We start from the raw sequence: 22,328 nt of genomic DNA on the forward strand, positions 1-22,328 counted from the left end.
CTCCTGTTCCGTTCTGCTTCCCGCAGTGCGTCCGATGGGTGTGCGGCGAGGCAGGTTAACGGGAAAAGGTGAGACGAGTCTGAGAACGAGCCCGCCGGGGCCGGCGCGCCACGTCAGTCCACGAAGAGCCCCCGCGCCGCCGCCTTCGTGTCGAATTCCTCCAGCCGGGCCTGGGCGTCCGGCAGGTCGTCACACATGGCCTCCAGCAGCACCCGGCCGAGCAGCATCGGCGCGCAGGCGGTGTCGAAGGCGAGGCCGGTGCCGACGGCGGCGGGCAGCAGCAGGTCGGAGACCTTGGCGACCGGCGCGAAGGCGGAGTCGGCGACGGTCACCACGGTGAGTCCCGCCTCCTTGGCGTGGGTGAGGGTGTCGACGACCTCGCGCGGGTGCCGGGGCAGGGCGAAGCAGAGCAGGGCCGTCGCGCCGGCCCGGACGGCGGCGTCGATGCGGTCGTGGAGCATCGTGCCGCCCTCGCCCAGGAGCCGGACGTCCGGGTGGACCTTGGCGGCGAAGTAGGCGAAGCCGTGCGCCTGGGCCGCCGCCGCCCGCAGCCCGAGGACCGGCAGGGGCCGGCTGGCCGCGAGGGTCCGGCCCGCCTCCCGCACCGGCCCCGGGTCGGCCAGCGCCTCCGCCAGATGGCGCAGGTTCTCGATCTCGGCCTCCACGGCCTGCTGGTACTCGTTGCAGGACCCGGTGTCCGCCGCCGGTTCCGCGGGGGCGACCTCGCGCAGGTGCCGGCGCAGCGCCGGGTAGCCGTCGAAGCCGAGGGCGACGGCGAAGCGGGTCACGGACGGCTGGCTGACCCCGGCCAGCTCGGCCAGCTCCACGCTGGACAGGAAGGGCACGTCGGCGGCGCGCCGCACCATGCTGTGCGCGATGCGCCGCTGGGTCGGCGTCAGCCGGTGCCCCTCGAAGAGCGCCTGCAGCCGCGCGGCCGGACCGTCGGTCCCGGTGCTCCCGCTCATGATGTGTGCTCCCCCTCGCTCGCTATTCACCGTCCCCGGTTTATGCATACCGTTATACAGCGGGGCGGCGGCGGACACGACGCCCGCCGGTCGTGTGCGCCGCCGCCCGGAAACGGGGGCTAACCCCAGCGCCGCCGACGCCCCGGCTGCCTACCGTGGGAGGCATGACGGAGACGAACGGGCAGGACACCGACCTCAAGAAGGAACTCGACGCCACGCTGCAGACCCGCAGGGAGCTCGGCAAGGAGTACGAGTCCGCGCTGATCGACTCGTTCCTGGAGAAGGTCGACCAGCGCATCGACGGTACGGTCGAGCGACGGGTGCGCCGGCTGCTCGCCGAGCAGCAGATGGCCGCGGCGCGGGACAGCCGGTCGCCGAAGCCCACGGACTCCTTCGGCGAGCGCTTCGGCTTCGGCATCGTCTCGTTGGTCCTCGCGGTGCCGCTGTCCGGGATCGGCGGCGGCGTCGCCGGCCTCTCCGGGCTGCTGGTGGCCTGGGCCGGCATCGTCGGGGTGAACGTCGTCCAGGCCGCCCGGACCAGCCCCGCTCTCTTCGGGCGGCGCCGCCGCACCGGCGAGGACGCCTGGGAGGACTGAGGCCGGGGCGGCACGGGGAGGGCGGAGTACGTCGCGCCGACCGGGGGAAGACTGCGCGGGGACCGCCGCACCCCCATCACTGGGGGGCGGGACGACGGCGGTCCCCGCGGGGGGACGCGCGCGGTGCCGGGCCTCACGGCCGGGGCGGCGCGTCCGTGGCGTCCATGGAGGTCCGGGAGCCGCTCCGGAAGGTCCTTGGCGCCGTTCGGTGCCGGCCAGGACGGGGAGCCGCTCCCGCCCTGCCGACAACCGCTACTCTGCCGGGCCCGTGTTAAGCGTGTGCTGCGCGAACGTGTCGCGCGCGTACCACTTCCGCGAAGTCCGCGAAGATCACCGGGCGCCTCGGATCAGGCCGGACGACCGCGAGTCCACCCGGCGTTCACCGCGGCTTCCCTCGACCTGCCGCGCCCCCGTCGGCCTCCCTCCGCCCGCTCGGCTCCCCTCGGGCCCTCTCGACTCCCTCGGCTCCCCCGGCCCTCTCGACTCCCCGGCTCCCCCGGCCTCCCGTTACTTGGCGAGGAAGGACAGCAGGTCCTGACGGCTCACCACACCGGTCGGCTTGCCCTCGACGAGGACGATCGCCGCGTCCGCGGTGCCCAGCACCGACATCAGGTCGGCGACCGGTTCGCCGGAGCCGACCTGCGGCAGCGGGGCCGACATGTGCTTCTCCAGCGGGTCCTCCAGCAAGGCGCGCTTGGCGAACAGCGCGTCCAGCAGCTCGCGTTCCACGACCGAGCCGACGACCTCGGCGGCCATCACGTCCGGGTGGCCGGCGCCGGGCTTCACGATCGGCATCTGCGAGACGCCGTACTCGCGGAGCACCTCGATGGCCTGGCCGACCGTCTCGTCCGGGTGCATGTGGACGAGGGAGGGGATGGAGCCGCCCTCCTTGTGGTTCAGGACGTCGGCGACGCGCGCACTGGAACCGGCGTCCTCCAGGAAGCCGTAATCGGCCATCCACTCGTCGTTGAAGATCTTGCTGAGGTAGCCGCGCCCGCTGTCCGGGAGGAGCACGACGACCACGTCGTCCTCGCCGAGCCGCTCGGCGACGCGCAGCGCCGCGACGACGGCCATGCCGCAGGAGCCGCCCACCAGCAGCCCCTCCTCCTTGGCGAGGCGGCGGGTCATCTGGAAGGAGTCCTTGTCGGAGACGGCGACGATCTCGTCGGCGACGTCCCGGTCGTACGCCGTCGGCCAGAAGTCCTCACCGACGCCCTCGACGAGGTAGGGGCGCCCGGAGCCGCCGGAGTACACCGAGCCCTCGGGGTCGGCGCCGACCACCGCGACCGCGCCGTCGCTGACCTCCTTCAGGTACCGGCCGGTGCCGGAGATGGTGCCTCCGGTGCCCACGCCGGCGACGAAGTGGGTGATCTTCCCCTCCGTCTGCTCCCACAGCTCGGGGCCGGTCGAGTGGTAGTGGGAGAGCGGGTTGTGCGGGTTGGAGTACTGGTCCGGCTTCCAGGCGCCCGGCGTCTCGCGGACCAGCCGGTCGGAGACGTTGTAGTAGGAGTCCGGGTGCTCGGGGTCGACCGCCGTCGGGCACACGACCACCTCGGCGCCGTACGCGCGCAGTACGTTGATCTTGTCGGTGGAGACCTTGTCAGGGCAGACGAAGATGCACTTGTAGCCCTTCTGCTGGGCCACGATCGCCAGGCCCACGCCCGTGTTGCCGCTGGTGGGCTCGACGATGGTGCCGCCCGGCTGCAGGGCTCCGCTCTGCTCGGCGGCCTCGATCATGCGCAGGGCGATGCGGTCCTTCACCGAGCCGCCCGGGTTGAAGTACTCCACCTTGGCCAGGACGGTCGCCCTGACGCCCTTGGTCACGCTGTTGAGCCGCACCAGCGGGGTGTTGCCGACGAGGCTGATCATCGAGTCGTGGAAATGCACCGTGGTCTCCGGATGCTGCAAAAGGTGTGGTCGTTATCGGTCCGGCCAGCCTATGGCCTGCCGGCCCGCCCGTGCCCCGTGACGGTCGTTCACTCCCCGTTGAGATTGGGCGACCGTCCGTACGGGGCAAGCACTGGGTGTACGGGTTGGAGGAGGTGGCGGCGACGTATGACGAGTATGTCGAGGGCGAGGGTGGCCCGGCGGATCGCGGCCGGCGCGGCGTACGGCGGCGGCGGCATCGGGCTGGCCGGTGCGGCCGCGGTCGGGGTGCTGCTGGCGGAGGTGCAGCTGGCCAGGCGCCGGGTGGGCGTCGGCACACCCGACCGGGTGCCGAACGCGGAGGGGCTGTACGGCGACACCCTGCCGGCGGGCGGTGAGCCGCCGCTGCGGCTGATGATGCTGGGCGACTCCACGGCCGCCGGGCAGGGCGTGCACCGGGCCGGGCAGACGCCGGGTGCGCTGCTGGCGTCGGGACTCGCGGCGGTGGCGGAGCGGCCGGTGCGGCTGGGGTCGGTCGCGGCGCCGGGGGCGTGTTCGGACGACCTGGACCGGCAGGTGGCGCTGGTGCTCGCGGACCCCGGCCCGGCGCCCGACATCTGCGTGATCATGATCGGCGCGAACGACGTCACCCACCGGATGCCGCCGACCCGCTCGGTCCGGCACCTGTCGGGGGCGGTACGGCGGCTGCGTACGGCCGGCGCGGAGGTGGTCGTCGGCACCTGCCCGGACCTGGGGACCATCGAGCGGGTGCGGCAGCCGCTGCGCTGGGTGGCCCGGCGGGCCTCGCGGCAGCTGGCGGCGGCGCAGACGATCGGCGCCGTGGAGCAGGGCGGGCGCACCGTGTCGCTGGGGGACCTGCTGGGCCCGGAGTTCGCGCAGAACCCGCGGGAGCTGTTCGGCCCCGACAACTACCACCCCTCCGCCGAGGGGTACGCCACGGCCGCGATGGCGGTACTGCCGTCGGTGTGCGCCGCGCTCGGCCTGTGGCCGGCCGACGAGGAGCGTCCCGACGCGCTGCGCCGCGAGGGCTATCTGCCGGTGGCCCGGGCGGCGGCCGAGGCCGCGTCGGAGGCGGGCACGGAGGTCGCGGCGGCGATGCCGGCGGGGCCGCGGGGACCTTGGGCACTGCTCAAGCGCCGTCGGCGGCGGCGGGTGGCGGAGGCGGAACCCGCCAGTCCGTCCGGCGTGTGAGGACGGGGCCGTTCAGTCCGACGGGTGTCCCGGGGGCGCAGCCCCCGGGTACGCCCGCCATCGGCTCCCGCAGCCAAGCAAGCGCTTAGAAAGTTGCGGTCCATGTCACACCCCCGCACCCGTGACCCAGCCCATACGGCCGGGTAACTTCCCAACCAGCCCCGCCCGCCGACCCATCGCCCGACCGCCACCCCCGCACGAGGCGCTGCGCGCCGTCCCTCGTACCGACTCGCCACTGGAGCCGTGATGCCCGAAGCCGTGATCGTCTCAGCCACCCGCTCCCCCATCGGCCGCGCCTTCAAGGGCTCCCTGAAGGACCTGCGCCCCGACGACCTGGCCGCCACGATCATCCAGGCCGCCCTCGCCAAGGTCCCCGAGCTGGACCCCCGGGACATCGACGACCTGATGCTCGGCTGCGGTCTGCCCGGCGGCGAGCAGGGCAACAACCTCGGCCGGATCGTCGCCGTCGAGATGGGCATGGACCACCTGCCCGGCTGCACCGTCACCCGGTACTGCTCCTCGTCCCTGCAGACCTCCCGCATGGCCCTGCACGCGATCAAGGCCGGCGAGGGCGACGTCTTCGTCTCGGCCGGCGTCGAGATGGTCTCCCGGTTCGCCAAGGGCAACTCCGACAGCCTGCCGGACACGCACAACCCGATCTTCGCCGAGGCCGAGGCCCGTACCGCCGAGGTCGCCCAGCAGGAGGGCACCACCTGGCACGACCCGCGCGAGGACGGGCTGGTCCCGGACCCGTACATCGCGATGGGCCAGACCGCCGAGAACCTGGCCCGCGCCAAGGGCATCACCCGGCAGGACATGGACGAGTTCGGCGTCCGCTCGCAGAACCTCGCCGAGGAGGCCATCAAGAACGGCTTCTGGGAGCGCGAGATCACCCCGGTCACGCTGCCCGACGGCACGGTCGTCGCCAAGGACGACGGCCCGCGCGCCGGGGTCACCCTGGAGGGCGTGGCGGGCCTCAAGCCCGTCTTCCGCCCCGACGGCCTGGTCACCGCCGGCAACTGCTGCCCGCTCAACGACGGCGCCGCCGCCCTCGTGATCATGAGCGACACCAAGGCCCGCGAGCTGGGCCTGACCCCGCTCGCCCGCATCGTCTCCACCGGCGTCTCCGGCCTCTCCCCCGAGATCATGGGCCTGGGCCCGGTCGAGGCGAGCAAGCAGGCCCTGTCCCGCGCCGGGCTGACCATCGGCGACATCGACCTGGTCGAGATCAACGAGGCGTTCGCCGCGCAGGTCATCCCCTCCTACCGCGACCTCGGCATCCCGCTGGAGAAGCTGAACGTCAACGGCGGCGCCATCGCCGTCGGCCACCCCTTCGGCATGACCGGCGCCCGCATCACCGGCACGCTGATCAACTCCCTCCAGTGGCACGACAAGCAGTTCGGCCTGGAGACCATGTGCGTCGGCGGCGGCCAGGGCATGGCCATGGTCATCGAGCGCCTGAGCTGACCGTCCCACGGCTCCGGACGACCGCCCGAGGCACTGAGGGACTGTCGGTAGCGCCCGGAGGACCCACCGTGACACCACGACCCGGAACCCGGTACGCCCAAGGTTCCGGGTCGTCTTGTGACCCAATCTCCCCCAGGATGTGACCTACCTCTCCAGACCCTTGATTTACGCAGGTCAGACCAGCCACACCCGCACCCCTCGGACCCAAAGCCCTGTCCGCTTCGTGACGTTACGCACTGACAGACGGTTAGTCCTCCCTTCAAGCTGATGTAGGAAGTCGGGGGTCGACTTTGAACCGGGAGTACGTCAGTGAGCGCCATGCCGATCGCCCTGCTGCTCACCACGGCCGCCACCGGCGCCGTGGGCGTCGCCGTCCTGCGCGCCGTGCTCGTGCTGCGCCGCCAGGTCGCGGCGTTGCGCACCGAGCTGGCCGAGAGCCGCGCCGCCACCACGCGGGGCCGCGTGCCCGCCGCCCGCGCCACCGCCGACGCCGACGAGATACGCGCCGCCGTCGCGGAGGCGCTCGCCGAGGAGCGCGAGCGGGAGCTCGCCGAGGCGCGGGCGTTCTGGGCCGCCCAGGACTCCCGGGACGCCTCCGACGCACCTCTGCTGCTCGGCCTGGCCGACAGCGAGCTGTTCCTGCCCCGCCAGACCGACTTCGTGGGCATGGAGCCCCTGGCCGAGCCGGGTGCGGACGGCGAGGAGGCCGCCCCGCAGGACGCGGGCCCGCGGGAGTCCGCCGAGCTGGCCGCCGCCCGCCGCCGGCACCCCTCGCACCCGGACTTCGTGCCGAACCCGTCGCCGGCCGTGGGCGACCACGAGCGCACCGTCGCCACCCTCGAGGAGCTGGCCGAGTCGAGCGTGGCGCTGGCGGACGTACGTCCGGGCCCGCTGGGCACGCTCGACGTGTACGTCTTCGCCGACGGCACCACCCTGTGCATGACCCCGGGGCACCGCGAGACCGCGGAGCGCCTGGCCGCCGCGCTGGGCGCGGGCAGGACGCCGTACCTGCTCGGCGGCTCGGGGATCTCCGGCGCCTACACGCTGACCTTCGCCTGCGGCGAGGAGAACGTGTACATCCTGGCGGACCGCGTCATCGCGTCCCTCTAGCCGCTCCGGGGCGTCAGACCCCGGCCGTCAGACCCCGGCCCGCTTGCGGGCCTCCTCCACCAGTCCCACCGCCTCTTCCACCTGGCCCTCGTCCCGCAGGACGAGGGCCAGGTCGTGCGCGGCGACGGCGATCTGGTCGGCGGCGGCGAACATCCCCGCGTCCGGCATCAGACGGGGCTCCGTGTCCGGTTCCTCCGCGCGCTGGGCCCGCCGGGCCAGCTCCCTGGCCAGCTCCAGCGCCTCGGCGGCGGCCCCGCGTTGCAGTCTGCTCTGCGGGGCGGCCCGCAACCGGTCGGCGAAGTCGTCCACGGCACGGGTCAAAGGCGTCGTATCAACCACGGCGTGAGCGTACGCGCCCCCACGGGACTGTTGCCAACGGGCGAACGCTCAGGCACGGTGACCTGAAGGACCGGCTTACATCCCCTTTCGCCCGGAGGCGCCGATGTCCCAAGTCTTCTCCGAGGAGACCCATCGCAACATGCTCGCCCGCATCCCGCACTGCACCGGTCGTGAGATCTCCGACTGGCTGCGCACCGTCGAGGACGGCCCCTCCCTCTTCCGCTTCGAGGAGAAGGTCAGCTGGCTCCGTCACGAACACGACCTCGCGTACGGCCACGCGAAGGCGATCATCCACGAGTACGACCTGAGAAGGGCCGCGCGCAAGCTGCTCTGAGCGCTTCTGAGGGCGTGCGACGCCGCGACGAACGACGAAGGGCCCCGGGCTTCAAGCCCGGGGCCCTTCGTGACCAGCCTCTACCAGTCGTCGCTGGTCGGTGCTGGTCGTTGCTGGTCGTTGCTAGTCGTTGCTGTTCAGGATGGCGATCAGCCGCAGGAACTCCAGGTACAGCCACACCAGTGTCAGCGTGAGGCCGAAGGCGGCGAGCCAGGCCTCCTCGCGCGGGGCACCGTAGGCCAGGCCGTCCTCGACCTGCTTGAAGTCCATGGCCAGGAAGCAGGCGCCGAGGATGATGCCGACGACGCCGAAGACGACACCGAGCGCACCGCTGCGGAAGCCGAGGCCGTCACCGCCGCCGAAGACGGCGAACAGGAGGTTCACCATCATCAGGAAGACGAAGCCGAGCGCGGCCGCCATCACGAAGCCGTAGAAGCGCCGGTTGACGCGGATCCAGCCGGCCTTGTAGGCGATCAGCACACCGGCGAAGACCGCCATCGTGCCGATCACGGCCTGCATGGCCGCGCCGTCGGCGATGCGGTTGTCGACGACGCTGGAGACGACGCCGAGGAAGACACCCTCGAACGCCGCGTAGAGAAGGATCAGCGCCGGCGACGCTTTGCGCTTGAAGGACTGGACGAGCGCCAGGACCATGCCGATCAGCGCGGCACCGATACCGATGCCGTAGGAACGGCCGATGTTGGCGTCGTCCACGGGCAGCAGCGCCCACGCGAGCGCGGCGGTCACCACGAGCACACCGAGCGTGCTCGCCGTGCGGATGACGACGTCGTCCATCGTCATCCGGCCGGTGGTGGCCGGCGCCTGCGGCGGCGCGCCGTGCTGCAGGTCCTGCTGGGCGTACGGGTTCTGCGCGTAGGGGTTGCCGGCGGGCTGGGCGTACGGAGCGCCCTGCGCGTACGGGTTGCCCTGGGTGGCGACGGCGGGGCCCCCGGCCTGCGGCGCGGCGTTGAAGCCCGCGTAGCCGTTGTCGCGGCTGAACCCCCGTCGCGAGAAGACCGGGTTTCTGCTCCTCATTTCACTCCTCCATGGCCACACGACGCAGCCTTGGCTCAAGAGTAATAGAACGGCAAAGGAATGACCCTACTGCTTGGGGAGGATCTTTCCCTCACCCTGCCGCACAACACGCTATGCGTATCGGTGATTCCCCTCACGGGCGGGGTCGGGCACCCGGGTGTGTGCCGCTCACCCGATCGGGAACCCCGTGTAGGCCTCGGCGAGGTCGGTCTCCGCGGCGCGGGAGGAGGCGATCCGCTCCAGGCGGGCCAGCTGGAGCCGTTCCTCGAAGGGGGTGGCGTCCGGGGCGCGGTGCAGGAGGGTCGTCATGTCGTACGAGAAGCGCTCGGCCTGCCAGACGCGGCGCAGGCAGGTCTCGGAGTAGGCGTCGAGGAGTTCGTCGGAGCCGGTCCGCGTGCGGTGGGCCAGCGCCCGGGCGAGGGTGACGACGTCCCCGACGGCGAGGTTGAGGCCCTTGGCGCCGGTGGGCGGCACGATGTGCGCGGCGTCGCCGGCCAGGAAGAGGCGGCCGTACCGCATGGGCTCGTGGACGTAGGAGCGCATGGGCGTGACCGACTTCTGGGTGATCGGGCCCCGGTGCAGGACCCAGTCGTCGTCGGTCTCGAAACGGTGTTCCAGCTCGGTCCAGATCCTCTCGTCGCTCCAGCTCTCGGCATCCGTGTCCGCGGGCACCTGGAGGTAGAGGCGGGAGACGGAGGGGGAGCGCATGGAGAGCAGCGCGAAACCGCGGTCGTGGCGGGCGTAGACCAGCTCGTCGTGCGAGGGGGCGACGTCGGCGAGGATGCCGAGCCAGCCGAAGGGGTACCTCTGTTCGAAGGTGCGGACCGGTCCGGCCGGGACCGCGGCTCGGGCCACTCCCCAGAAGCCGTCGCAGCCGGCGACGTAGTCGCACTCCAGGACGTCCTCGACGCCCTCGTGCCGGAAGCGGACCCTCGGGTGGTCGGTCCCGGCCCCCTCCACGGCCAGCGCCTCGGCCTCGAACAGCAGCGGGCCGCCGTTCTCGAGCTGGAGGGCGATGAGGTCCTTGCAGACCTCGGTCTGGGCGTAGACCATGACCGACCTGCCGCCGGTGAGCGCGGGGAAGTCGACGCGGTGGCGCCGCTTGGCGAACCGGAGCTCGATCCCGTCGTGGCGCAGCCCCTCGCGGTCCATCCGCTCCCCGGCCCCGGCCGCGCGCAGGACGTCCACGGTGCCCTGCTCCAGGATTCCGGCGCGCTGCCGCCGCTCGACGTAGGCGCGGTCGCGGCTCTCCAGGACGACCGAGTCGATCCCGGCGTCGTGGAGCAGCCGGGCGAGGAGGAGTCCGGCGGGGCCGGCCCCGATGATGCCGACGGTGGTGCGCATCGGTCGTTCCCTTCGATTGGCGTCGTTGCCGTCACGGTGGGGGTGAGCACCTCCCACCGCGCCCACCGCACCACTCTGTTCGCGTGGTGAAATTTCTTTCACTCACGCTCGCCAGAGTTTCGGCCCCCCGCGCGCCGCTGTCAACGGGTGCGCGGGGTGTCCTCGGGATCGTGTGACGGCCCGACGGCTCCGCGGGCGGGCCCGCGGCGGGTCCCGGAGCCGGCAAGCGGGGCGTTCCCGAGGCGGCTCGTGAGGCTGGCATCGGGGCGGTCTCCGGAAGCGGTCTCCGGGGGTGGGCTCGCGGCGGATCCCGGGCAGGCCCGCGGCGGCAGCCGGGGAGGTCTTCGGGGGGGGCCGACGGCGGATCGTCCCGGCCCAGGTGACGGGGCAGGCCTCGGGATCGGCTCGCGGCGGCTCCCGGCCCGGGTGGACGGGGCAAGCCCCGGGGTGGGCCCGCGGCGGTCTGCGGGGCGGCCTCCGGGGTGGGCCCGCCGCAGGCGGCTCAGCCCTCCCGGTGGTCCCGCAGGAGTCGCTGGATCTCGGCCAGCCTCTCCCGGTCGGTGCCCCGGCCGCCGCTCGCGAGGGCGTCGAGACGTTCGGCGGTGCGGAAGTCGTACGCGCGTTCCTCTTCCTCCCCCGGTACGGCGTCGTACGTCCCCTTGTCGGCGAAGCCGACGACGACGTCCACGGCCTTGGCGAGGATCCAGGTCAGGACGAAGGAGAACGCGGCGACGGCGAGGATCGCGACGATCTGCTTCCAGAGCAGGGAGCCACCGCCCCCGTAGAAGAGGCCCTTCTTGCCGCTGACGTCGGCCGTGGCGAACAGGCCGACCATGATCAGGCCGACGAGGCCGCCCGCGCCGTGCACCCCGACCACGTCGAGGGTGTCGTCGACGTTCAGCCGGTACTTCAGGGTGATGGCGAACGCGCAGACGGCCCCGGCGACGAGTCCGGTCACCAGCGCGCCGGTGGGGTCGATCTCGCCGCACGCCGGGGTGATGGCCACCATGCCGGCCACCGCCGCCGAGCCCACGCCCATCATGGTGACCCGCCGGGTGCGCCAGTACTCCACCAGCGGCCAGGTGACCATCGCGCCGGCCGCGCCGAGCTGGGTGTTGATGAAGGCCGTGGCGGCGGTGCCGGTGTCGCGGACGGCCGACCCGGCGTTGAAGGCGAGCCAGCCGAACCAGAGCAGGGCCACGCCGATCATGACCAGGGGGATGTTGTTGGGCCGGGGCTCCTTGCGCCGGAAGTCCGCCGGGCCCCTGATGACCAGGGCGGCGGCCAGCCCGGCGATGCCCGAGTTGAGCTCCACCGGCAGGCCGCCGGCGAAGTCCAGTGCGCCCAGGTGGCTGGTGATCCAGCCGTTCTCCGTGTCGAAGACCCAGTGCGCGATCGGCACGTACACGATCAGCAGCCACAGCGCCGAGAAGACCAGCCACCCCCGCATCCTGACCCGGCCGGCGATGGAACCGCTGATCAGCGCCACCGTGACGATGGCGAAGCCCATCTGGAAGGTGGCGTACACGTAGGTCGGGATGGACCCGGTCAGGGTGTTCGGCTCGATGCCGCGCAGGAAGGCGTGGTCGAGGTTGCCGATGAGGCCGGCGCCGCCGGCGTCCGGGCCGAAGGCGAGCGAGTATCCGACGACGTACCAGAGGATGGTCACGAAGCACAGCGAGGCGAAGCTCATCTTGAGCATCACGAGGATGTGCTTGGTGCGGACCATGCCGCCGTAGAAGAAGGCGAGGGCGGGGGTCATCAGCAGCACCATGGCCGCCGCCGCCAGCATCCAGGCGGTGTCACCGGAGTCGTAGGCGGGCGGCATGGGGGCGGGCGCGGTGATCACGGGCGTGGCCTCCTGGACGCGGGGACGGGGGGCGGGGCGGGGGACGGGACGGGGGCGGGGACGGGGCGGGGACGGGGACGGGGCGGGGCGGTCGGACTACGTTTTACGCAGGTCAGGTGCGGGATGCCCGGTGAGCAGCCGGCGTACGGCGTCCCAGGCGGCCCGGACGGCGCCGGTGACCCGGGGCTCCTCGTGGCCGAGGACGCGCACCCAGGCCCCGCAGGCGTCCGGGAGGACGCTCGCCCCGTGCAGCACCTCATGGCCCGTCAGGGACTCGTGCAGGGCGTCGGCGATCTCCGCGGCGGGGCACCGGCCGCTCACCACGAACAGGGACGCGACGTGGTCGTGCCCGGCGAAGACACCCGGGCCGTCCACCCCGCCGCGGCGCCCGGGGACGAGCCGCAGCGTGTCCACCGCCAGCAGGGTGCCGTCGGGCCGGCGGATCTCCAGGTCGCCGGTGAGGACGGTGTAGGCGTGCCGCTCGCCGCGGGCGAGCCGGCCCGCGGTGACCGTCTCGCCGTAGACGGCCGTCGCGTCCTCGTCGACGGTGAGCCGGACGCTCTGGTGGAACCGCGCGCCCCGGAAGGGGATGAGCGGGTCGGGCAGGTACTCGACGTAGGCGCCCTCGGCGGCGGTCAGGCGGACCAGCTGCGTCGCGTAGTCCTGCTCCATCCGGTAGACCTTGGTGGCCGCCTGCGTGGTGAGGAGCACCTGGGTGCCCGGGCCGCAGCGCAGGTCCTGGCGGTAGCGGTCGGCCTGGGCGATGCCGCCGCCCGTGGCCATCACGTACACGCACGCCATGCCGGGCAGCGCCGGGTCGACGTGGAGCGGGCGCATGATCTCCAGGGGCGACTTCTGGTACCGCTCGACCAGCTCGGTGCGCTCCCCCCGGCGGGCGAACCCGAGGTCGAGGATGCCGACCTTGGCCGGCGAGCCCGGGCCGAGCGTCTCGGGCGCGCCCGAGAACGCCGACAGCTCCGGTGGGAGCCGGACGGGCTCGTAGTGCTCCGGCGCGAGCCGGTCGCGGACGGCCGGCATGTCAGGTCAGGACCTTGCGCCGGGACTCGAGGAAGGCGAGGACCTCGTCGACGCCCTTGCCGGTCAGGCAGTCGGTGAGCACCACGGGTCCGTCGCCGCGCACCCGGTGGGCGTCGGACTCCATGACGTCGATGTCGGTCCGCACGTACCGGGCGATGTCGATCTTGTTGATGACCAGCAGGTCGGAGTCGGTGATGCCCGGCCCCCGCTTGCGCGGCATCTTCTCCCCCTCGGCGGTGTCCAGGACGAAGACGAACACGTCGACCAGGGCCGGGCTGAAGGTGAGCGTCAGGTTGTCGCCGCCGCTCTCGTAGAGGAGGACGTCGACGTCGGGGCAGCGGTCCAGCATCTCCGCGCCCGCCGCCAGGTTCATCGTCGGGTCGTCGCGGACGGCGGTGTGCGGGCAGGCGCCCGTCTCGACGCCCACCACGCGGTCGCCGTCCAGCACTCCGTCGAGCGTGCGGCGGATGTGCTGGGCGTCCTCCTGGGTGTAGATGTCGTTGGTGATCACGGCGGGCCGGTGGCCCTGCTTGATCAGCATCGGGACGAGGGCCTCGATGAGAGCGGTCTTCCCCGATCCGACGGGTCCGCCGATCCCCACGCGCAGTACGTTGTCTCGCACCTGTCCTTCTCTCTTCCTCTTCGGCTGCCGGCCGTTCGCGGCCGGCGGGTGGTCAGCTGGCGAACAGCCGGGCCTCCGCCCGCTCGTGACGGCCCGACATGACGTCCACGGCGAAGGTGGTCGCCCCGAGGTCGTCGAGGCCGCGGGCCAGCGCCTCGCGGGTGGTCTCCTCGATCACCGGGGCGGTCCGCCGCAGCAGGCCCTGGGCCAGCCGGTGATCGGTCAGCCTCAGCCTCAGCGCCGCTCCGGCGAAACTGGCGCAGAACGCGAACAGGTCGGCGGCGACGGCCTGCCGCACGGGCACTCCGGTCGCCGCGTACACGACCCCCGCGGCGACGGCCTGGGTCCCCGGAGCCCGACGGTCCGCGACCGTGCGGTGGTACCGGGCGATGCCGGCCGCGCCGAAGACCTCGGCGGCGAGGTCCAGCAGCTGGCGCCCGGTACGGGTCGCCGCCTGCCGCATCTCGCGGCCCAGCTTCGTCGCGTGCAGCCGGCGGTCCGTCGCGGCCACCGTGTCCCAGTCGTCCGCCGCGGCGGCCCGGTGGGCCAGGGCGAGCGCGGTCGCGTCGGACGGGCCGACGCCGTGCCTGAGGACGTCGTGGAGCAGCGCGGCGAGGGAGTCGCGGCCGACCGCCCGTTGCTGTACGAAGCCCTCCAGGCCGTGGGACAAGGTGTAGAACCCGCTGGGGAACGCCGAGTCGGTCAGCTGGAGGCTGACGAGCAGGTGCCCCAGGTCGTGCGCCGGGCCCGGCCCCGGGGCACCGGAGGCCGGCGTTCCCGAGGCCGTCGCCCCGGGGGTGGCCGGCGCGGCCCCGTCCGGTTCCGTCGTCTCGTCGCGGTACATGGGCGGGTCAGGTCAGGAAGAACAGCTGGTTGAGGGGCAGCTTCTGGGCCGGTTCGATGGTGACGACCTCGCCGTCCACCGTGACCCGGTACGTCTCCGGGTCCACCTCGATCTCGGGCAGGACGTCGTTGCGGACCATGTTGTGCTTGCCGATCGTGCGGGTCTTGAGCACCGGGAGCACCCGCCGCTCCAGACCGAGCTTCTCCGGCACCCCGGCCGCGATGCCGGCCTGGGACATGAAGGTGACGTGCGTCGACTGCATGGCCCGTCCGTACTGGCCGAAGGACGGCCGGTAGTAGACGGGCTGCGGGGTGGGCAGCGAGGCGTTCGGATCGCCCATCTGCGCCCAGGAGACGATGCCGCCCTTGATGACCATCTTGGGCTTGGCCCCGAAGGAGTGCATGGGCCACAGGACGATGTCCGCCAGCTTGCCGGCCTCCAGCGATCCCACGTAGTCCGATACGCCGCTGGCGATGGCCGGGTTGATGGTGGCTTTGGCCAGGTAGCGCAGGACCCGCTGGTTGTCGTTGCGGTCGGAGTCCTCCGGCAGCGGGCCGAAGGCCTCCTTGCACACGTGCGCGATCTGGAAGGCGCGGGTGACGGACTCCCCGATCCGGCCCATGGCCTGGGAGTCGGACGAGATCATGCTGATGACGCCCCGGTCGTGCAGGACCGTCTCGGCGGCGATGGTCTCCGCCCGCACCCGGCTGTCGGCGAAGGACACGTCCTCGGGGATGTCGTGGCTGAGGTGGTGGCACACCATCACCATGTCCAGCAGCTCGTCCACCGAGTTCTTGGTGTACGGCAGCGTCGGGTTGGTGGAGGACGGCAGGACGTTCGGCTCGCCGGTGACCCGCAGGATGTCGGGGGCGTGGCCGCCGCCCGCGCCCTCGCTGTGGAAGGTGTGGATCGTGCGGCCGTCGATCGCGGACCGGGTGTCCTCGAAGAAGCCGCCCTCGTTGAGGGTGTCGGTGTGGATGGCGACCTGGACGTCGTGGCGGTCGGCGACGGCCAGCGCGTTGTCGATGACGGCGGGGGTGGCGCCCCAGTCCTCGTGGACCTTGAGCGCGGCGGCGCCCGCCTCGATCTGCTCGTCCAGCGCGGCGGGGAGGCTGCCGTTGCCCTTGGCCATGATGCCGATGTTGACCGGCAGGTCCTCGGCCGCCTCCAGCATGCGGGCCATGTTGTAGGGGCCGGGCGTGCAGGTCGTGCCGTTGGTGCCGTCCGTCGGCCCGGTGCCGCCGCCGAAGAGGGTGGTGATGCCGTTGCTGAGCGCCTGCTGGCACTGCTGGGGCGAGATGAAGTGCACGTGCGAGTCCAGCGCCCCGGCGGTGGCGATCAGGTGTTCGCCGGCGATGACCTCCGTGCCGGTGCCGACGACGAGCCGGGGGTCGACGGCGTCCTGCGTCTGCGGGTTGCCGGACTTGCCGATGCCCGCGATGAACCCGTCCTTGACGCCGATGTCGCACTTGACCACGCCGATCACCGGGTCCATGACCACGACGTTGGTGATGACGAGGTCGAGGGCGCCCTGCGCGGCGGTGGCCTGCGGGTCCGAGGCCATGCCGTCGCGCATGGTCTTGCCGCCGCCGTAGACCACCTCGTCCCCGTAGGAGCCCTCGCGGACGTCCTTCTCGACCTCCACGACGAGGTTGGTGTCGGCCAGCCGGAACCGGTCGCCCACCGTGGGACCGAACAGGTCGGCGTACTGCTTGCGGGAGAGGGTCGGCATGTCAGTGGGATCCCTTCTTCTTGGACTTCTCGGCGCCGCCCTTGCCCGGGCCGCCCTCCTGCTCCGCGTCGGCATCGCCGCCCGCCCCCCGGAACCCCCGTTGCAGCGCCCGGCTGACGGCCTCCACCCGGGCCGGGTGCGACTTGACGCTGCCGTTGAGGAGACCGCTGAAGCCGGTGAGGCGCCCGGTGCCCGCGTACGCGCACAGCTCGACCTCGCGGGTGCCGCCGGGCTCGAAGCGGACGGCCGTGCCGGCGGCGATGTTGAGATGCATGCCGAGCGTGGCGTTCCGGTCGAACTCGAGGGCGGAGTTCGCCTCGAAGAAGTGGTAGTCGGAACCGACCTGGATCGCCCGGTCGCCGGTGTTGCGGACCGTCACCTTGACGGTCCGCCGGCCGGCGTTGATCTCGATCGGGTCGTCGCCGTACTGGTAGCGAGGGGGAAGTGTCATCGAAGGCTCCTGCTGGATGGGAGGACATGCGGGTCCGCGCCGCGGCGCGGGACGGAGTCGGTGCGGCGGGATCCCCGGGGAGCGGCGTCGGCCGGCCCCGGGCTGACGGCCCGAAGGGTGCGGGGAGAGCCGTGGGCGCCCTGCCCGTCCTGGGCCCGGACGGGGGCGGGCCCACCCGGGCCGTGGCTGTGACCACCCGGACCGTGGCTGTGACCACCCGGGCCGTGGCTGTGACCACCCGGGCCGTGGCTGTGGGAGTGCCCGTGGGCGTCGGCCGCGGTGAGGCCCCGGGACAGGCCGTCGTCGCCGTGCCGGTCGCGCAGGTGCCAGGCCTCGGCGACACGCGCGCCCAGTACGCCCGCCACCGCGGACGCCGCGAGGAGGGGCCCGCCCGGCTCGCAGTGTTCGGGGTCCGGCACCGGCGGGGCCGCCCAGGCGGCCGGGAGCAGGACGACGCGCTCCGCGCCGAGGGCACGGCAGCGCCGTACGCCTTCGGCCGGGTCCGGGTCGCCCCCGGTGAGGGCCACCTCGACCGTGCGGTGCCGCCCGTACTGCCGCACCAGACGGGCGATCCGGAACAGGTCCGCGTCGACGAAGGGGTCCCCGGACGGAGCGGTGACCAGCAGTGCGCTGGTCTCCGGCACCCGCGTGGCCGCCGCCCGGAGCCAGCCGGTCAGGTGCTCCGCGGTGCCGAAGGGCTCGGCCAGCACGGTCCCGGAGCGTTCCTCCGCGGACAGGCCGAGCAGGGTGCGGGCGGCGTCGGCGACCAGTTCCGGATCGCGGCCCAGGGTCATCGGCACCACGCAGACCGGTTCGCCGCGGGCGCGCAGCGCGCGGACGCACCGGAACAGTTCACGGCCGCCGGTCACGCAGGACACCCCGGGGTCCAGCAGACCGCGTACGGCACGCCCGCCGTCGCTCTCGTGACCGCAGACGGCGACCACCTCGCCCCGGCGCACGGGTCAGCCGCCGACCGGGTCGTGGCAGGAGACGAGCTTGTTGCCGTCGTCGAAGGTCGCCTCCACCTGGAGCAGCGGCAGCATCTCCCGCACGCCCTCCATGGTCTGCTCCTCGCCGACGACCTGCCGGCCCAGTTCCATGCAGTCGGCGACGCTCTTGCCGTCCCTGGCGGCTTCGAGGATGGCCTCGGTGATGAGCGCCACCGACTCGCTGTAGTTGAGCTTCAGGCCGCGCTCCCGGCGTTTGCGGGCCAGGTCCGCCACCACGTACACGAGCAGCTTGTCGATCTCTCGGGGGGCCAGGTTCATGGGGACTGCCTTCCTCGGTCACGCGTACGCGTGACGCGGTCGCGGGCGGGCCGGGGGTCTCAGGAGTCGTCGGCGCGCACGGTGATGCGTGACAGGACGGGCACGGCCGCCAGCAGTGCCCAGGTGGTGATGTTGAACGGCCAGGTGAAGGTGTGGCTGCCGAAGTCGTCGAAGAGCACCGACAGCGAGGCCGTCAGACCGGTGCTGGCGGCGGCGGCCAGCACCGTGTAGGCGTAGTCTCACGGGGACGGACGCAGCAGGACGACGCCGAACGCGAGGCTGGTCAGGACCGCGTTGTAGCCGTAGATCCCCTCGCCGATCAGTACGGCCGGGGCGCCGAGCGCCCACGCGGTGAGGATCCCGACGACACTGCCCAGCACGGCGAACAGCCCCACCCGCCATCCGGCCAGGAAGAGGCCGGCCAGCATGATCAGGCCGACGTACCAGGTCTCGACGAAGAAGATCTGGGAGATGTTCGAGAAGAAGCCCTGCCACAGGTCGGTCCAACTGACGTCGGGGCTCCTGGGGGTGGCCGGGGTGACCGCGGACTCGGGGGTTCCGTGCCAGACGCGCTCGAAGGAGGGGGCGCCCAGGACCATCACCAGGGAGACCAGGCAGAACGGCCCGGTGAACGCCTTCAGTCCGAAGGGACGGAGCAGGGTGCCGAGGGCGGCGGTCACCAGCGTGCACATCACGGCCGCGCTCACGGCCATGACGTAGGTCGAGGGGTGGTGGCCGAGGTACACCAGCATGGCGATGCCGCCCAGCACGCCGCAGTAGGTCATCAGCCCCTGGACCACGGAGTCGCGCGGTACGGCGAGAAGCCGTGCGGTCAGTGTGGAGACCACCGCTCCGATGGTGGCGAAGAGGCCGATCTCCCAGCCCGCCACCCAGAGGGCGACGAGGATCACCAGCGACGTCCACACGCTCGCCTGGAAGTCCACCTGGCCCACACCGCGCAGCGCGCCGAGCGCCGTTCCCTTCCACGGGTGCGACGGCGCATCGGCGCGGCGCCCGGGTGGCTGAGTGGCCACGCTGCCTCGTACAAGGCGCGGCCTCTGACGGGCCGTCGGCTGGGGCGGGGCTGTCGTCGTTCGGCGTGGAGCTGCTTGATCGATCGCCAGCCAAGGTGACGATATGAACCTTATTGGCGATATGCACCTCCATCGTCACCCGGATCACACGGGCGGTTCTCAGGGGCCCGTGGTCGCCGCGGTGGCGGTCGGTGGAGCGGTGGGCGCCCTCCTGCGCTACGCGGCCTCCCGCGTGTGGCCCAACGGCAGCGACGCCGCGCTGCTGTGGCGGACCGGCGAGGCCGCCTTCCCCTGGACGACCCTGCTGGTCAACGTGGTCGGGTGCTTCCTGATGGGAGTGCTCACCGTCGCGCTCAAGGAACGGTTCACCCGTGCGCCCCGCCTGCTGAAGCCCCTGCTCGGCACCGGCGTCCTCGGCGGCTTCACCACGTTCTCCTCCTACACCGACGACACCCGGCGGCTGTTCGAGAACGACCAGCCGGGCGCCGCCGTCGGCAACCTCCTGCTGACGGCGGCGGGAGCCCTGACCGCGGTGGTCCTGGGAGTGCTCCTGGCACGCCTGCTGCTGACACGCCCCCGAGGCGCGCGGGCCCGGACGGGGCGGTGGGGCCTGATGGGTGAGTGGCTGCTGGTCCTGGCCGGCGGAGCGGTCGGCGCGCCGGTCCGCCATCTGATCGGCGCGGCGGCCCGGGAGCACCTGCGGTCCGCCTTCCACTGGGGCACGTTCCTCGCCAACATGGCCGCGGCGCTGCTCCTGGGCTTCCTCGTCGAGGCCGGCACCGAGGGAGCGCTCGGCGATTCCGGGCAGGCCCTGCTGTCCACGGGCTTCTGCGGTGCCCTGTCCACCTGGTCGACGTTCTCCAACGAGGTCCACTCCATGGCCACCGCCCGGCACGTCGCCGGCGCCGCCGGCTACGTGTTCGTGACGGTCGCCCTCGGTCTCGGGTTGTCGTTCGCGGGTATGGCGGTCGCCCAGGCCCTGTGGTGATCACGGCCGTCACTCGGACGGCGCACGGGTGGCGGACCGGACCGCCCCGCCTCGACCGAGGGCGCACGGCACGGTCGATGGCGGCCTTCGGGCTCTCCTTCGGCGCGGTCACGGCGGTCGCCGGGGTCCACAGCGGGATCTTCGCCGCGATGGGCTGCTACGTCGACGCCTACGGCACCCGCGACCCCTACCCCCGGCGGGGCCCGCTGCTCGCCAGTCTTTCGGCGGCCTTCGTCGTGGCCTTCGCCGCGGGGTCCGTGGCCGCGGGCGACGTGTGGGCGATGGCGGCGGTGCTCTCCGTCGTCGCCGTCGTCGCCACCCTGTTCGTCCGCACCCTGCATCTGAGCGGGCCGGGCAGCTACTTCGTCATCCTGGTCGCCGCCCTGGCGGCCTTCCTGCCGCCGGCGGACCTCGCGGACACGGCGGTCCGGGCCGGCTTCCTCGCCCTGGGGGCCGCCCTGTCCTGGGTCTTCGGCATGTCGGGCCGGCTGTCCCGGCCGTACGGACCCGAGGAGCGGGCGGTGTCGGCCGCCTTCCGGTCGGTCGCGGCGTTCGCGGACGCACAGGCCGGGGCCGAGGCCCGGTCCGGGGCCAAGGCCAAGGCCCGGTCCGGGGCGGGAAGCCCGCCGGACGACCTCGCCGCCGCCGGGCGGGGCGCCTATGTGGCCGTGCACGGAGCATGGGCGGCGCTCGACGACGCCCGAGGAGGCGGACGGGCAGCACCCGCACCACGGCGGTTGCTGCTCTACGCCCTCATGACCAGGCTGGAATCCCTGCTCGACACGGTGCAGAACACGGCGGAACGGGGCGGTACTCCGGTACCCGCCGACCGGGTCGCGTGGCTCCGCGCCACGGCCGCGGAGATCGCGGCGGGCCGGGTGCCGGGGCCCTGTCCCGACGGACCCGAAAGACCCGTCGGACCCGACGGACCCGACGGACCCGACGGACCCGAAAGACACGACAGGCACGACGGACCCGTCGGGGCGGGCGCCGGGGCGGCCCCGTCCGGCCCCCGCGGCCGGGAGACGCCCCCGGGGCTCATGGAGACCGCGCGGGAACGCTGGCCCGTACCGCTCCCGCCACGCAAGAGCGTGGGCGCGGAGCTGCGCCGTCTGCTGTCCCGCTCCTCCCCCGCCCTCACGGTCGCGCTCCGGGTCGGGCTCGCCGTCGCGGTGGGCACCGTACTGGGCTCCGTACTTCCGCTCCTGCACCCGGCGTGGGTGGCCGTGGGCGCGGCGGCCGCCCTCCAGGGCGGGCCGGGCCGGCAGCCCGCGCAGCGCGCGCAGGCGCGGCTCGTCGGGACCGTGGCCGGGGTGGCGGTCACGGCTCTCGTCTTCCACTCCTACCAGCCGGGTACGTGGGTGACCGTCGCCGTGGCCACCGTCGCGCACGCGGTCTCGCGCGGTGTGCCCCCGGGCGCCCTCTTCGTACGCACCCTGCTGAACACACCGGTCGCGTTGCTGCTGGTCGCTGCCGCTTCCCCGACCGGCCTGGGCACGCTCGCCGCCTTCCGGCTCCTCGACCTGACCCTCGGCCTCGCGCTCGGCGTGGCTGTCGCCCTGCTGGTGCGCGGTGTGCCACGGCGCAGGGTGTGCGCGGCGGTGGCGAACGCCGTGTCGGCGGCGGGGGCCGCCGTACAGGAACGCCTGCGCACGGGAACGGTCCGGGCCGCCGCCGCGGGGGCCTCCTGGCAGCGGATGGCGGAACTGTGGGACATGCATGCCGCGGTGCCCGCCGAGGAGATCCGCACGACCGGCACGGCGGACCGGCTGTGGCCGGCCGTCCTGGCGGTGCGCCGCCTGCTGTCCTGGACCGTGCTCGGCGGCCCCGTGCCACCCGCCCCCGACGACGGCGCCCGGGCCGGGAGTTACGCGGACGCCCTGGCCCGGGCGGCACGCACGGGCCTGCCCGGCTCGCCCGGCCTCCGGGCGGCCCTCCCCGGGCCGGCGCGGGCGCCGGCGCCGGCCCACGATCCGGAACTGCACCGGAGGCTGACCGCCCTGGGAGACGCGCTGCTACGTCCCGCTCCCACGACTCCGGCCGACAAAGGCACCGGCGGGGGATGAGCGAACCACGCCTCGCCGGCCGTCGGACACGTGGCCGGTCTTCTCGTACTCCGTGTCCCTCGCCGTGAAAAGGGCACGGTGGGGGGGGGGGGGGGGGGGGGGGGGGGGGAGCGGGGGGGGGGGGGGGGGGGGGGGGGGGGGGGGGGGGGGGGGGGGGGGGGGGGACGT

20 protein-coding genes and 2 pseudogenes are annotated in these 22,328 nt (G+C 73.2%); 8 read left to right on the top strand and 14 right to left on the bottom strand.

Annotated features, from left to right (window positions below; translation table 11 throughout):
* Nucleotides 1-113: 113 nt before the first annotated feature.
* Nucleotides 114-965 (bottom strand): MurR/RpiR family transcriptional regulator, encoded by an 852-nt coding sequence (locus ACZ7G3_RS16475; protein ID WP_470926195.1) that lies wholly within the window; start codon nucleotides 963-965, stop codon nucleotides 114-116.
* 164 nt (nucleotides 966-1,129) lie between these two features.
* On the opposite strand from ACZ7G3_RS16475, the gene ACZ7G3_RS16480 reads away from it, so the two are divergent.
* Nucleotides 1,130-1,561, top strand: coding sequence for a hypothetical protein (locus tag ACZ7G3_RS16480; RefSeq protein ID WP_470926197.1), 432 nt, complete (start codon nucleotides 1,130-1,132; stop codon nucleotides 1,559-1,561).
* Nucleotides 1,562-2,068: 507 nt separating this feature from the next.
* Here the strand turns inward: ACZ7G3_RS16480 and ACZ7G3_RS16485 are convergent.
* On the bottom strand, nucleotides 2,069-3,448 hold the full coding sequence (locus tag ACZ7G3_RS16485) for a cystathionine beta-synthase (protein WP_470926199.1): 1,380 nt from the start codon (nucleotides 3,446-3,448) through the stop codon (nucleotides 2,069-2,071).
* Nucleotides 3,449-3,616: 168 nt separating this feature from the next.
* Between ACZ7G3_RS16485 and ACZ7G3_RS16490 the strand changes: the two genes are divergently transcribed.
* The 3 genes from ACZ7G3_RS16490 to ACZ7G3_RS16500 all read left to right on the top strand — a co-directional run bounded on the left by ACZ7G3_RS16490 (nucleotide 3,617) and on the right by ACZ7G3_RS16500 (nucleotide 7,216).
* Nucleotides 3,617-4,639, top strand: a complete 1,023-nt coding sequence (locus ACZ7G3_RS16490) for an SGNH/GDSL hydrolase family protein (protein ID WP_426596547.1) — start codon at nucleotides 3,617-3,619, stop codon at nucleotides 4,637-4,639.
* Nucleotides 4,640-4,885: 246 nt separating this feature from the next.
* On the top strand, nucleotides 4,886-6,106 hold the full coding sequence (locus tag ACZ7G3_RS16495; protein ID WP_470926202.1) for an acetyl-CoA C-acetyltransferase: 1,221 nt from the start codon (nucleotides 4,886-4,888) through the stop codon (nucleotides 6,104-6,106).
* Between the two features lie 309 nt (nucleotides 6,107-6,415).
* Nucleotides 6,416-7,216 carry a hypothetical protein gene (locus ACZ7G3_RS16500; RefSeq protein ID WP_426596549.1) on the top strand — a complete coding sequence of 267 codons (801 nt, stop codon included), beginning with the start codon at nucleotides 6,416-6,418 and terminating at the stop codon, nucleotides 7,214-7,216.
* Between the two features lie 27 nt (nucleotides 7,217-7,243).
* On the opposite strand, the gene ACZ7G3_RS16505 is transcribed toward ACZ7G3_RS16500, so the two are convergent.
* Nucleotides 7,244-7,555 (bottom strand): hypothetical protein, encoded by a 312-nt coding sequence (locus tag ACZ7G3_RS16505; protein WP_426521326.1) that lies wholly within the window; start codon nucleotides 7,553-7,555, stop codon nucleotides 7,244-7,246.
* A 103-nt stretch (nucleotides 7,556-7,658) separates the two neighbouring features.
* On the opposite strand from ACZ7G3_RS16505, the gene ACZ7G3_RS16510 reads away from it, so the two are divergent.
* The gene (locus ACZ7G3_RS16510) at nucleotides 7,659-7,889 is read left to right on the top strand and encodes a DUF4287 domain-containing protein (RefSeq protein WP_398133664.1); all 231 of its coding nucleotides are present in this window, start codon (nucleotides 7,659-7,661) and stop codon (nucleotides 7,887-7,889) included.
* Between the two features lie 123 nt (nucleotides 7,890-8,012).
* Here the strand turns inward: ACZ7G3_RS16510 and ACZ7G3_RS16515 are convergent, their stop codons facing one another.
* The 11 genes and pseudogenes from ACZ7G3_RS16515 to ACZ7G3_RS16565 form a co-directional block, all read right to left on the bottom strand.
* A complete protein-coding gene (locus tag ACZ7G3_RS16515; RefSeq protein ID WP_426596552.1) occupies nucleotides 8,013-8,924 on the bottom strand; it encodes a Bax inhibitor-1/YccA family protein in 912 nt (303 codons plus the stop codon).
* A gap of 168 nt (nucleotides 8,925-9,092) precedes the next feature.
* On the bottom strand, nucleotides 9,093-10,268 hold the full coding sequence (locus ACZ7G3_RS16520; protein ID WP_470926205.1) for a 4-hydroxybenzoate 3-monooxygenase: 1,176 nt from the start codon (nucleotides 10,266-10,268) through the stop codon (nucleotides 9,093-9,095).
* A gap of 502 nt (nucleotides 10,269-10,770) precedes the next feature.
* Entirely contained in the window at nucleotides 10,771-12,117 is a 1,347-nt protein-coding gene (locus ACZ7G3_RS16525) for an ammonium transporter (protein ID WP_470926207.1), read from the bottom strand.
* 96 nt (nucleotides 12,118-12,213) lie between these two features.
* Nucleotides 12,214-13,155, bottom strand: coding sequence for an urease accessory protein UreD (locus tag ACZ7G3_RS16530; protein WP_470926209.1), 942 nt, complete (start codon nucleotides 13,153-13,155; stop codon nucleotides 12,214-12,216).
* 1 nt (nucleotide 13,156) lies between these two features.
* A complete protein-coding gene (gene ureG, locus ACZ7G3_RS16535) occupies nucleotides 13,157-13,777 on the bottom strand; it encodes an urease accessory protein UreG (protein WP_470926211.1) in 621 nt (206 codons plus the stop codon).
* A 52-nt stretch (nucleotides 13,778-13,829) separates the two neighbouring features.
* Nucleotides 13,830-14,621 carry an urease accessory protein UreF gene (locus ACZ7G3_RS16540; protein WP_470926213.1) on the bottom strand — a complete coding sequence of 264 codons (792 nt, stop codon included), beginning with the start codon at nucleotides 14,619-14,621 and terminating at the stop codon, nucleotides 13,830-13,832.
* Nucleotides 14,622-14,628: 7 nt separating this feature from the next.
* On the bottom strand, nucleotides 14,629-16,353 hold the full coding sequence (gene ureC / locus ACZ7G3_RS16545; RefSeq protein WP_470926215.1) for an urease subunit alpha: 1,725 nt from the start codon (nucleotides 16,351-16,353) through the stop codon (nucleotides 14,629-14,631).
* Between the two features lies 1 nt (nucleotide 16,354).
* Nucleotides 16,355-16,804 (bottom strand): urease subunit beta, encoded by a 450-nt coding sequence (locus ACZ7G3_RS16550; RefSeq protein ID WP_426556075.1) that lies wholly within the window; start codon nucleotides 16,802-16,804, stop codon nucleotides 16,355-16,357.
* Complete coding sequence (locus tag ACZ7G3_RS16555; protein ID WP_470926218.1) at nucleotides 16,801-17,763, bottom strand: sirohydrochlorin chelatase; 963 nt, start codon at nucleotides 17,761-17,763, stop codon at nucleotides 16,801-16,803. The genes ACZ7G3_RS16550 and ACZ7G3_RS16555 overlap by 4 nt, the downstream gene beginning before the upstream one ends.
* A gap of 3 nt (nucleotides 17,764-17,766) precedes the next feature.
* On the bottom strand, nucleotides 17,767-18,072 hold the full coding sequence (locus ACZ7G3_RS16560; protein ID WP_426521306.1) for an urease subunit gamma: 306 nt from the start codon (nucleotides 18,070-18,072) through the stop codon (nucleotides 17,767-17,769).
* Nucleotides 18,073-18,131: 59 nt separating this feature from the next.
* Nucleotides 18,132-19,106, bottom strand: a pseudogene (locus tag ACZ7G3_RS16565) (urea transporter).
* A 121-nt stretch (nucleotides 19,107-19,227) separates the two neighbouring features.
* Here ACZ7G3_RS16565 and crcB point away from each other — a divergent pair.
* The 3 genes and pseudogenes from crcB to ACZ7G3_RS16580 all read left to right on the top strand — a co-directional run.
* Nucleotides 19,228-19,695 (top strand): annotated as a pseudogene (gene crcB, locus ACZ7G3_RS16570) (fluoride efflux transporter CrcB); the annotation flags it as partial.
* Between the two features lie 24 nt (nucleotides 19,696-19,719).
* The gene (locus tag ACZ7G3_RS16575) at nucleotides 19,720-20,094 is read left to right on the top strand and encodes a fluoride efflux transporter FluC (RefSeq protein WP_470926456.1); all 375 of its coding nucleotides are present in this window, start codon (nucleotides 19,720-19,722) and stop codon (nucleotides 20,092-20,094) included.
* A gap of 77 nt (nucleotides 20,095-20,171) precedes the next feature.
* Nucleotides 20,172-22,160, top strand: a complete 1,989-nt coding sequence (locus ACZ7G3_RS16580; protein ID WP_470926220.1) for an FUSC family protein — start codon at nucleotides 20,172-20,174, stop codon at nucleotides 22,158-22,160.
* The last annotated feature ends 168 nt before the right edge of the window (nucleotides 22,161-22,328 follow it).

Source organism: Streptomyces sp. NPDC037271 (assembly GCF_055603605.1).

What these genes read in the sequence shown, in the direction of transcription:
- ACZ7G3_RS16510 (WP_398133664.1), top strand. Translation starts at nt 7,659, where the DNA reads ATGTCCCAAGTCTTCTCCGAGGAGACCCATCGCAACATGCTCGCCCGC.
- ureC (WP_470926215.1), bottom strand. Translation starts at nt 16,353, where the DNA reads ATGCCGACCCTCTCCCGCAAGCAGTACGCCGACCTGTTCGGTCCCACG.
- ACZ7G3_RS16480 (WP_470926197.1), top strand. Translation starts at nt 1,130, where the DNA reads ATGACGGAGACGAACGGGCAGGACACCGACCTCAAGAAGGAACTCGAC.
- ACZ7G3_RS16490 (WP_426596547.1), top strand. Translation starts at nt 3,617, where the DNA reads ATGACGAGTATGTCGAGGGCGAGGGTGGCCCGGCGGATCGCGGCCGGC.
- ACZ7G3_RS16515 (WP_426596552.1), bottom strand. Translation starts at nt 8,924, where the DNA reads ATGAGGAGCAGAAACCCGGTCTTCTCGCGACGGGGGTTCAGCCGCGAC.
- ACZ7G3_RS16580 (WP_470926220.1), top strand. Translation starts at nt 20,172, where the DNA reads ATGGCGGCCTTCGGGCTCTCCTTCGGCGCGGTCACGGCGGTCGCCGGG.
- ACZ7G3_RS16475 (WP_470926195.1), bottom strand. Translation starts at nt 965, where the DNA reads ATGAGCGGGAGCACCGGGACCGACGGTCCGGCCGCGCGGCTGCAGGCG.
- ACZ7G3_RS16530 (WP_470926209.1), bottom strand. Translation starts at nt 13,155, where the DNA reads ATGCCGGCCGTCCGCGACCGGCTCGCGCCGGAGCACTACGAGCCCGTC.
- ACZ7G3_RS16575 (WP_470926456.1), top strand. Translation starts at nt 19,720, where the DNA reads ATGGGTGAGTGGCTGCTGGTCCTGGCCGGCGGAGCGGTCGGCGCGCCG.
- ACZ7G3_RS16550 (WP_426556075.1), bottom strand. Translation starts at nt 16,804, where the DNA reads ATGACACTTCCCCCTCGCTACCAGTACGGCGACGACCCGATCGAGATC.
- ACZ7G3_RS16560 (WP_426521306.1), bottom strand. Translation starts at nt 18,072, where the DNA reads ATGAACCTGGCCCCCCGAGAGATCGACAAGCTGCTCGTGTACGTGGTG.
- ACZ7G3_RS16520 (WP_470926205.1), bottom strand. Translation starts at nt 10,268, where the DNA reads ATGCGCACCACCGTCGGCATCATCGGGGCCGGCCCCGCCGGACTCCTC.
- ACZ7G3_RS16540 (WP_470926213.1), bottom strand. Translation starts at nt 14,621, where the DNA reads ATGTACCGCGACGAGACGACGGAACCGGACGGGGCCGCGCCGGCCACC.
- ACZ7G3_RS16495 (WP_470926202.1), top strand. Translation starts at nt 4,886, where the DNA reads ATGCCCGAAGCCGTGATCGTCTCAGCCACCCGCTCCCCCATCGGCCGC.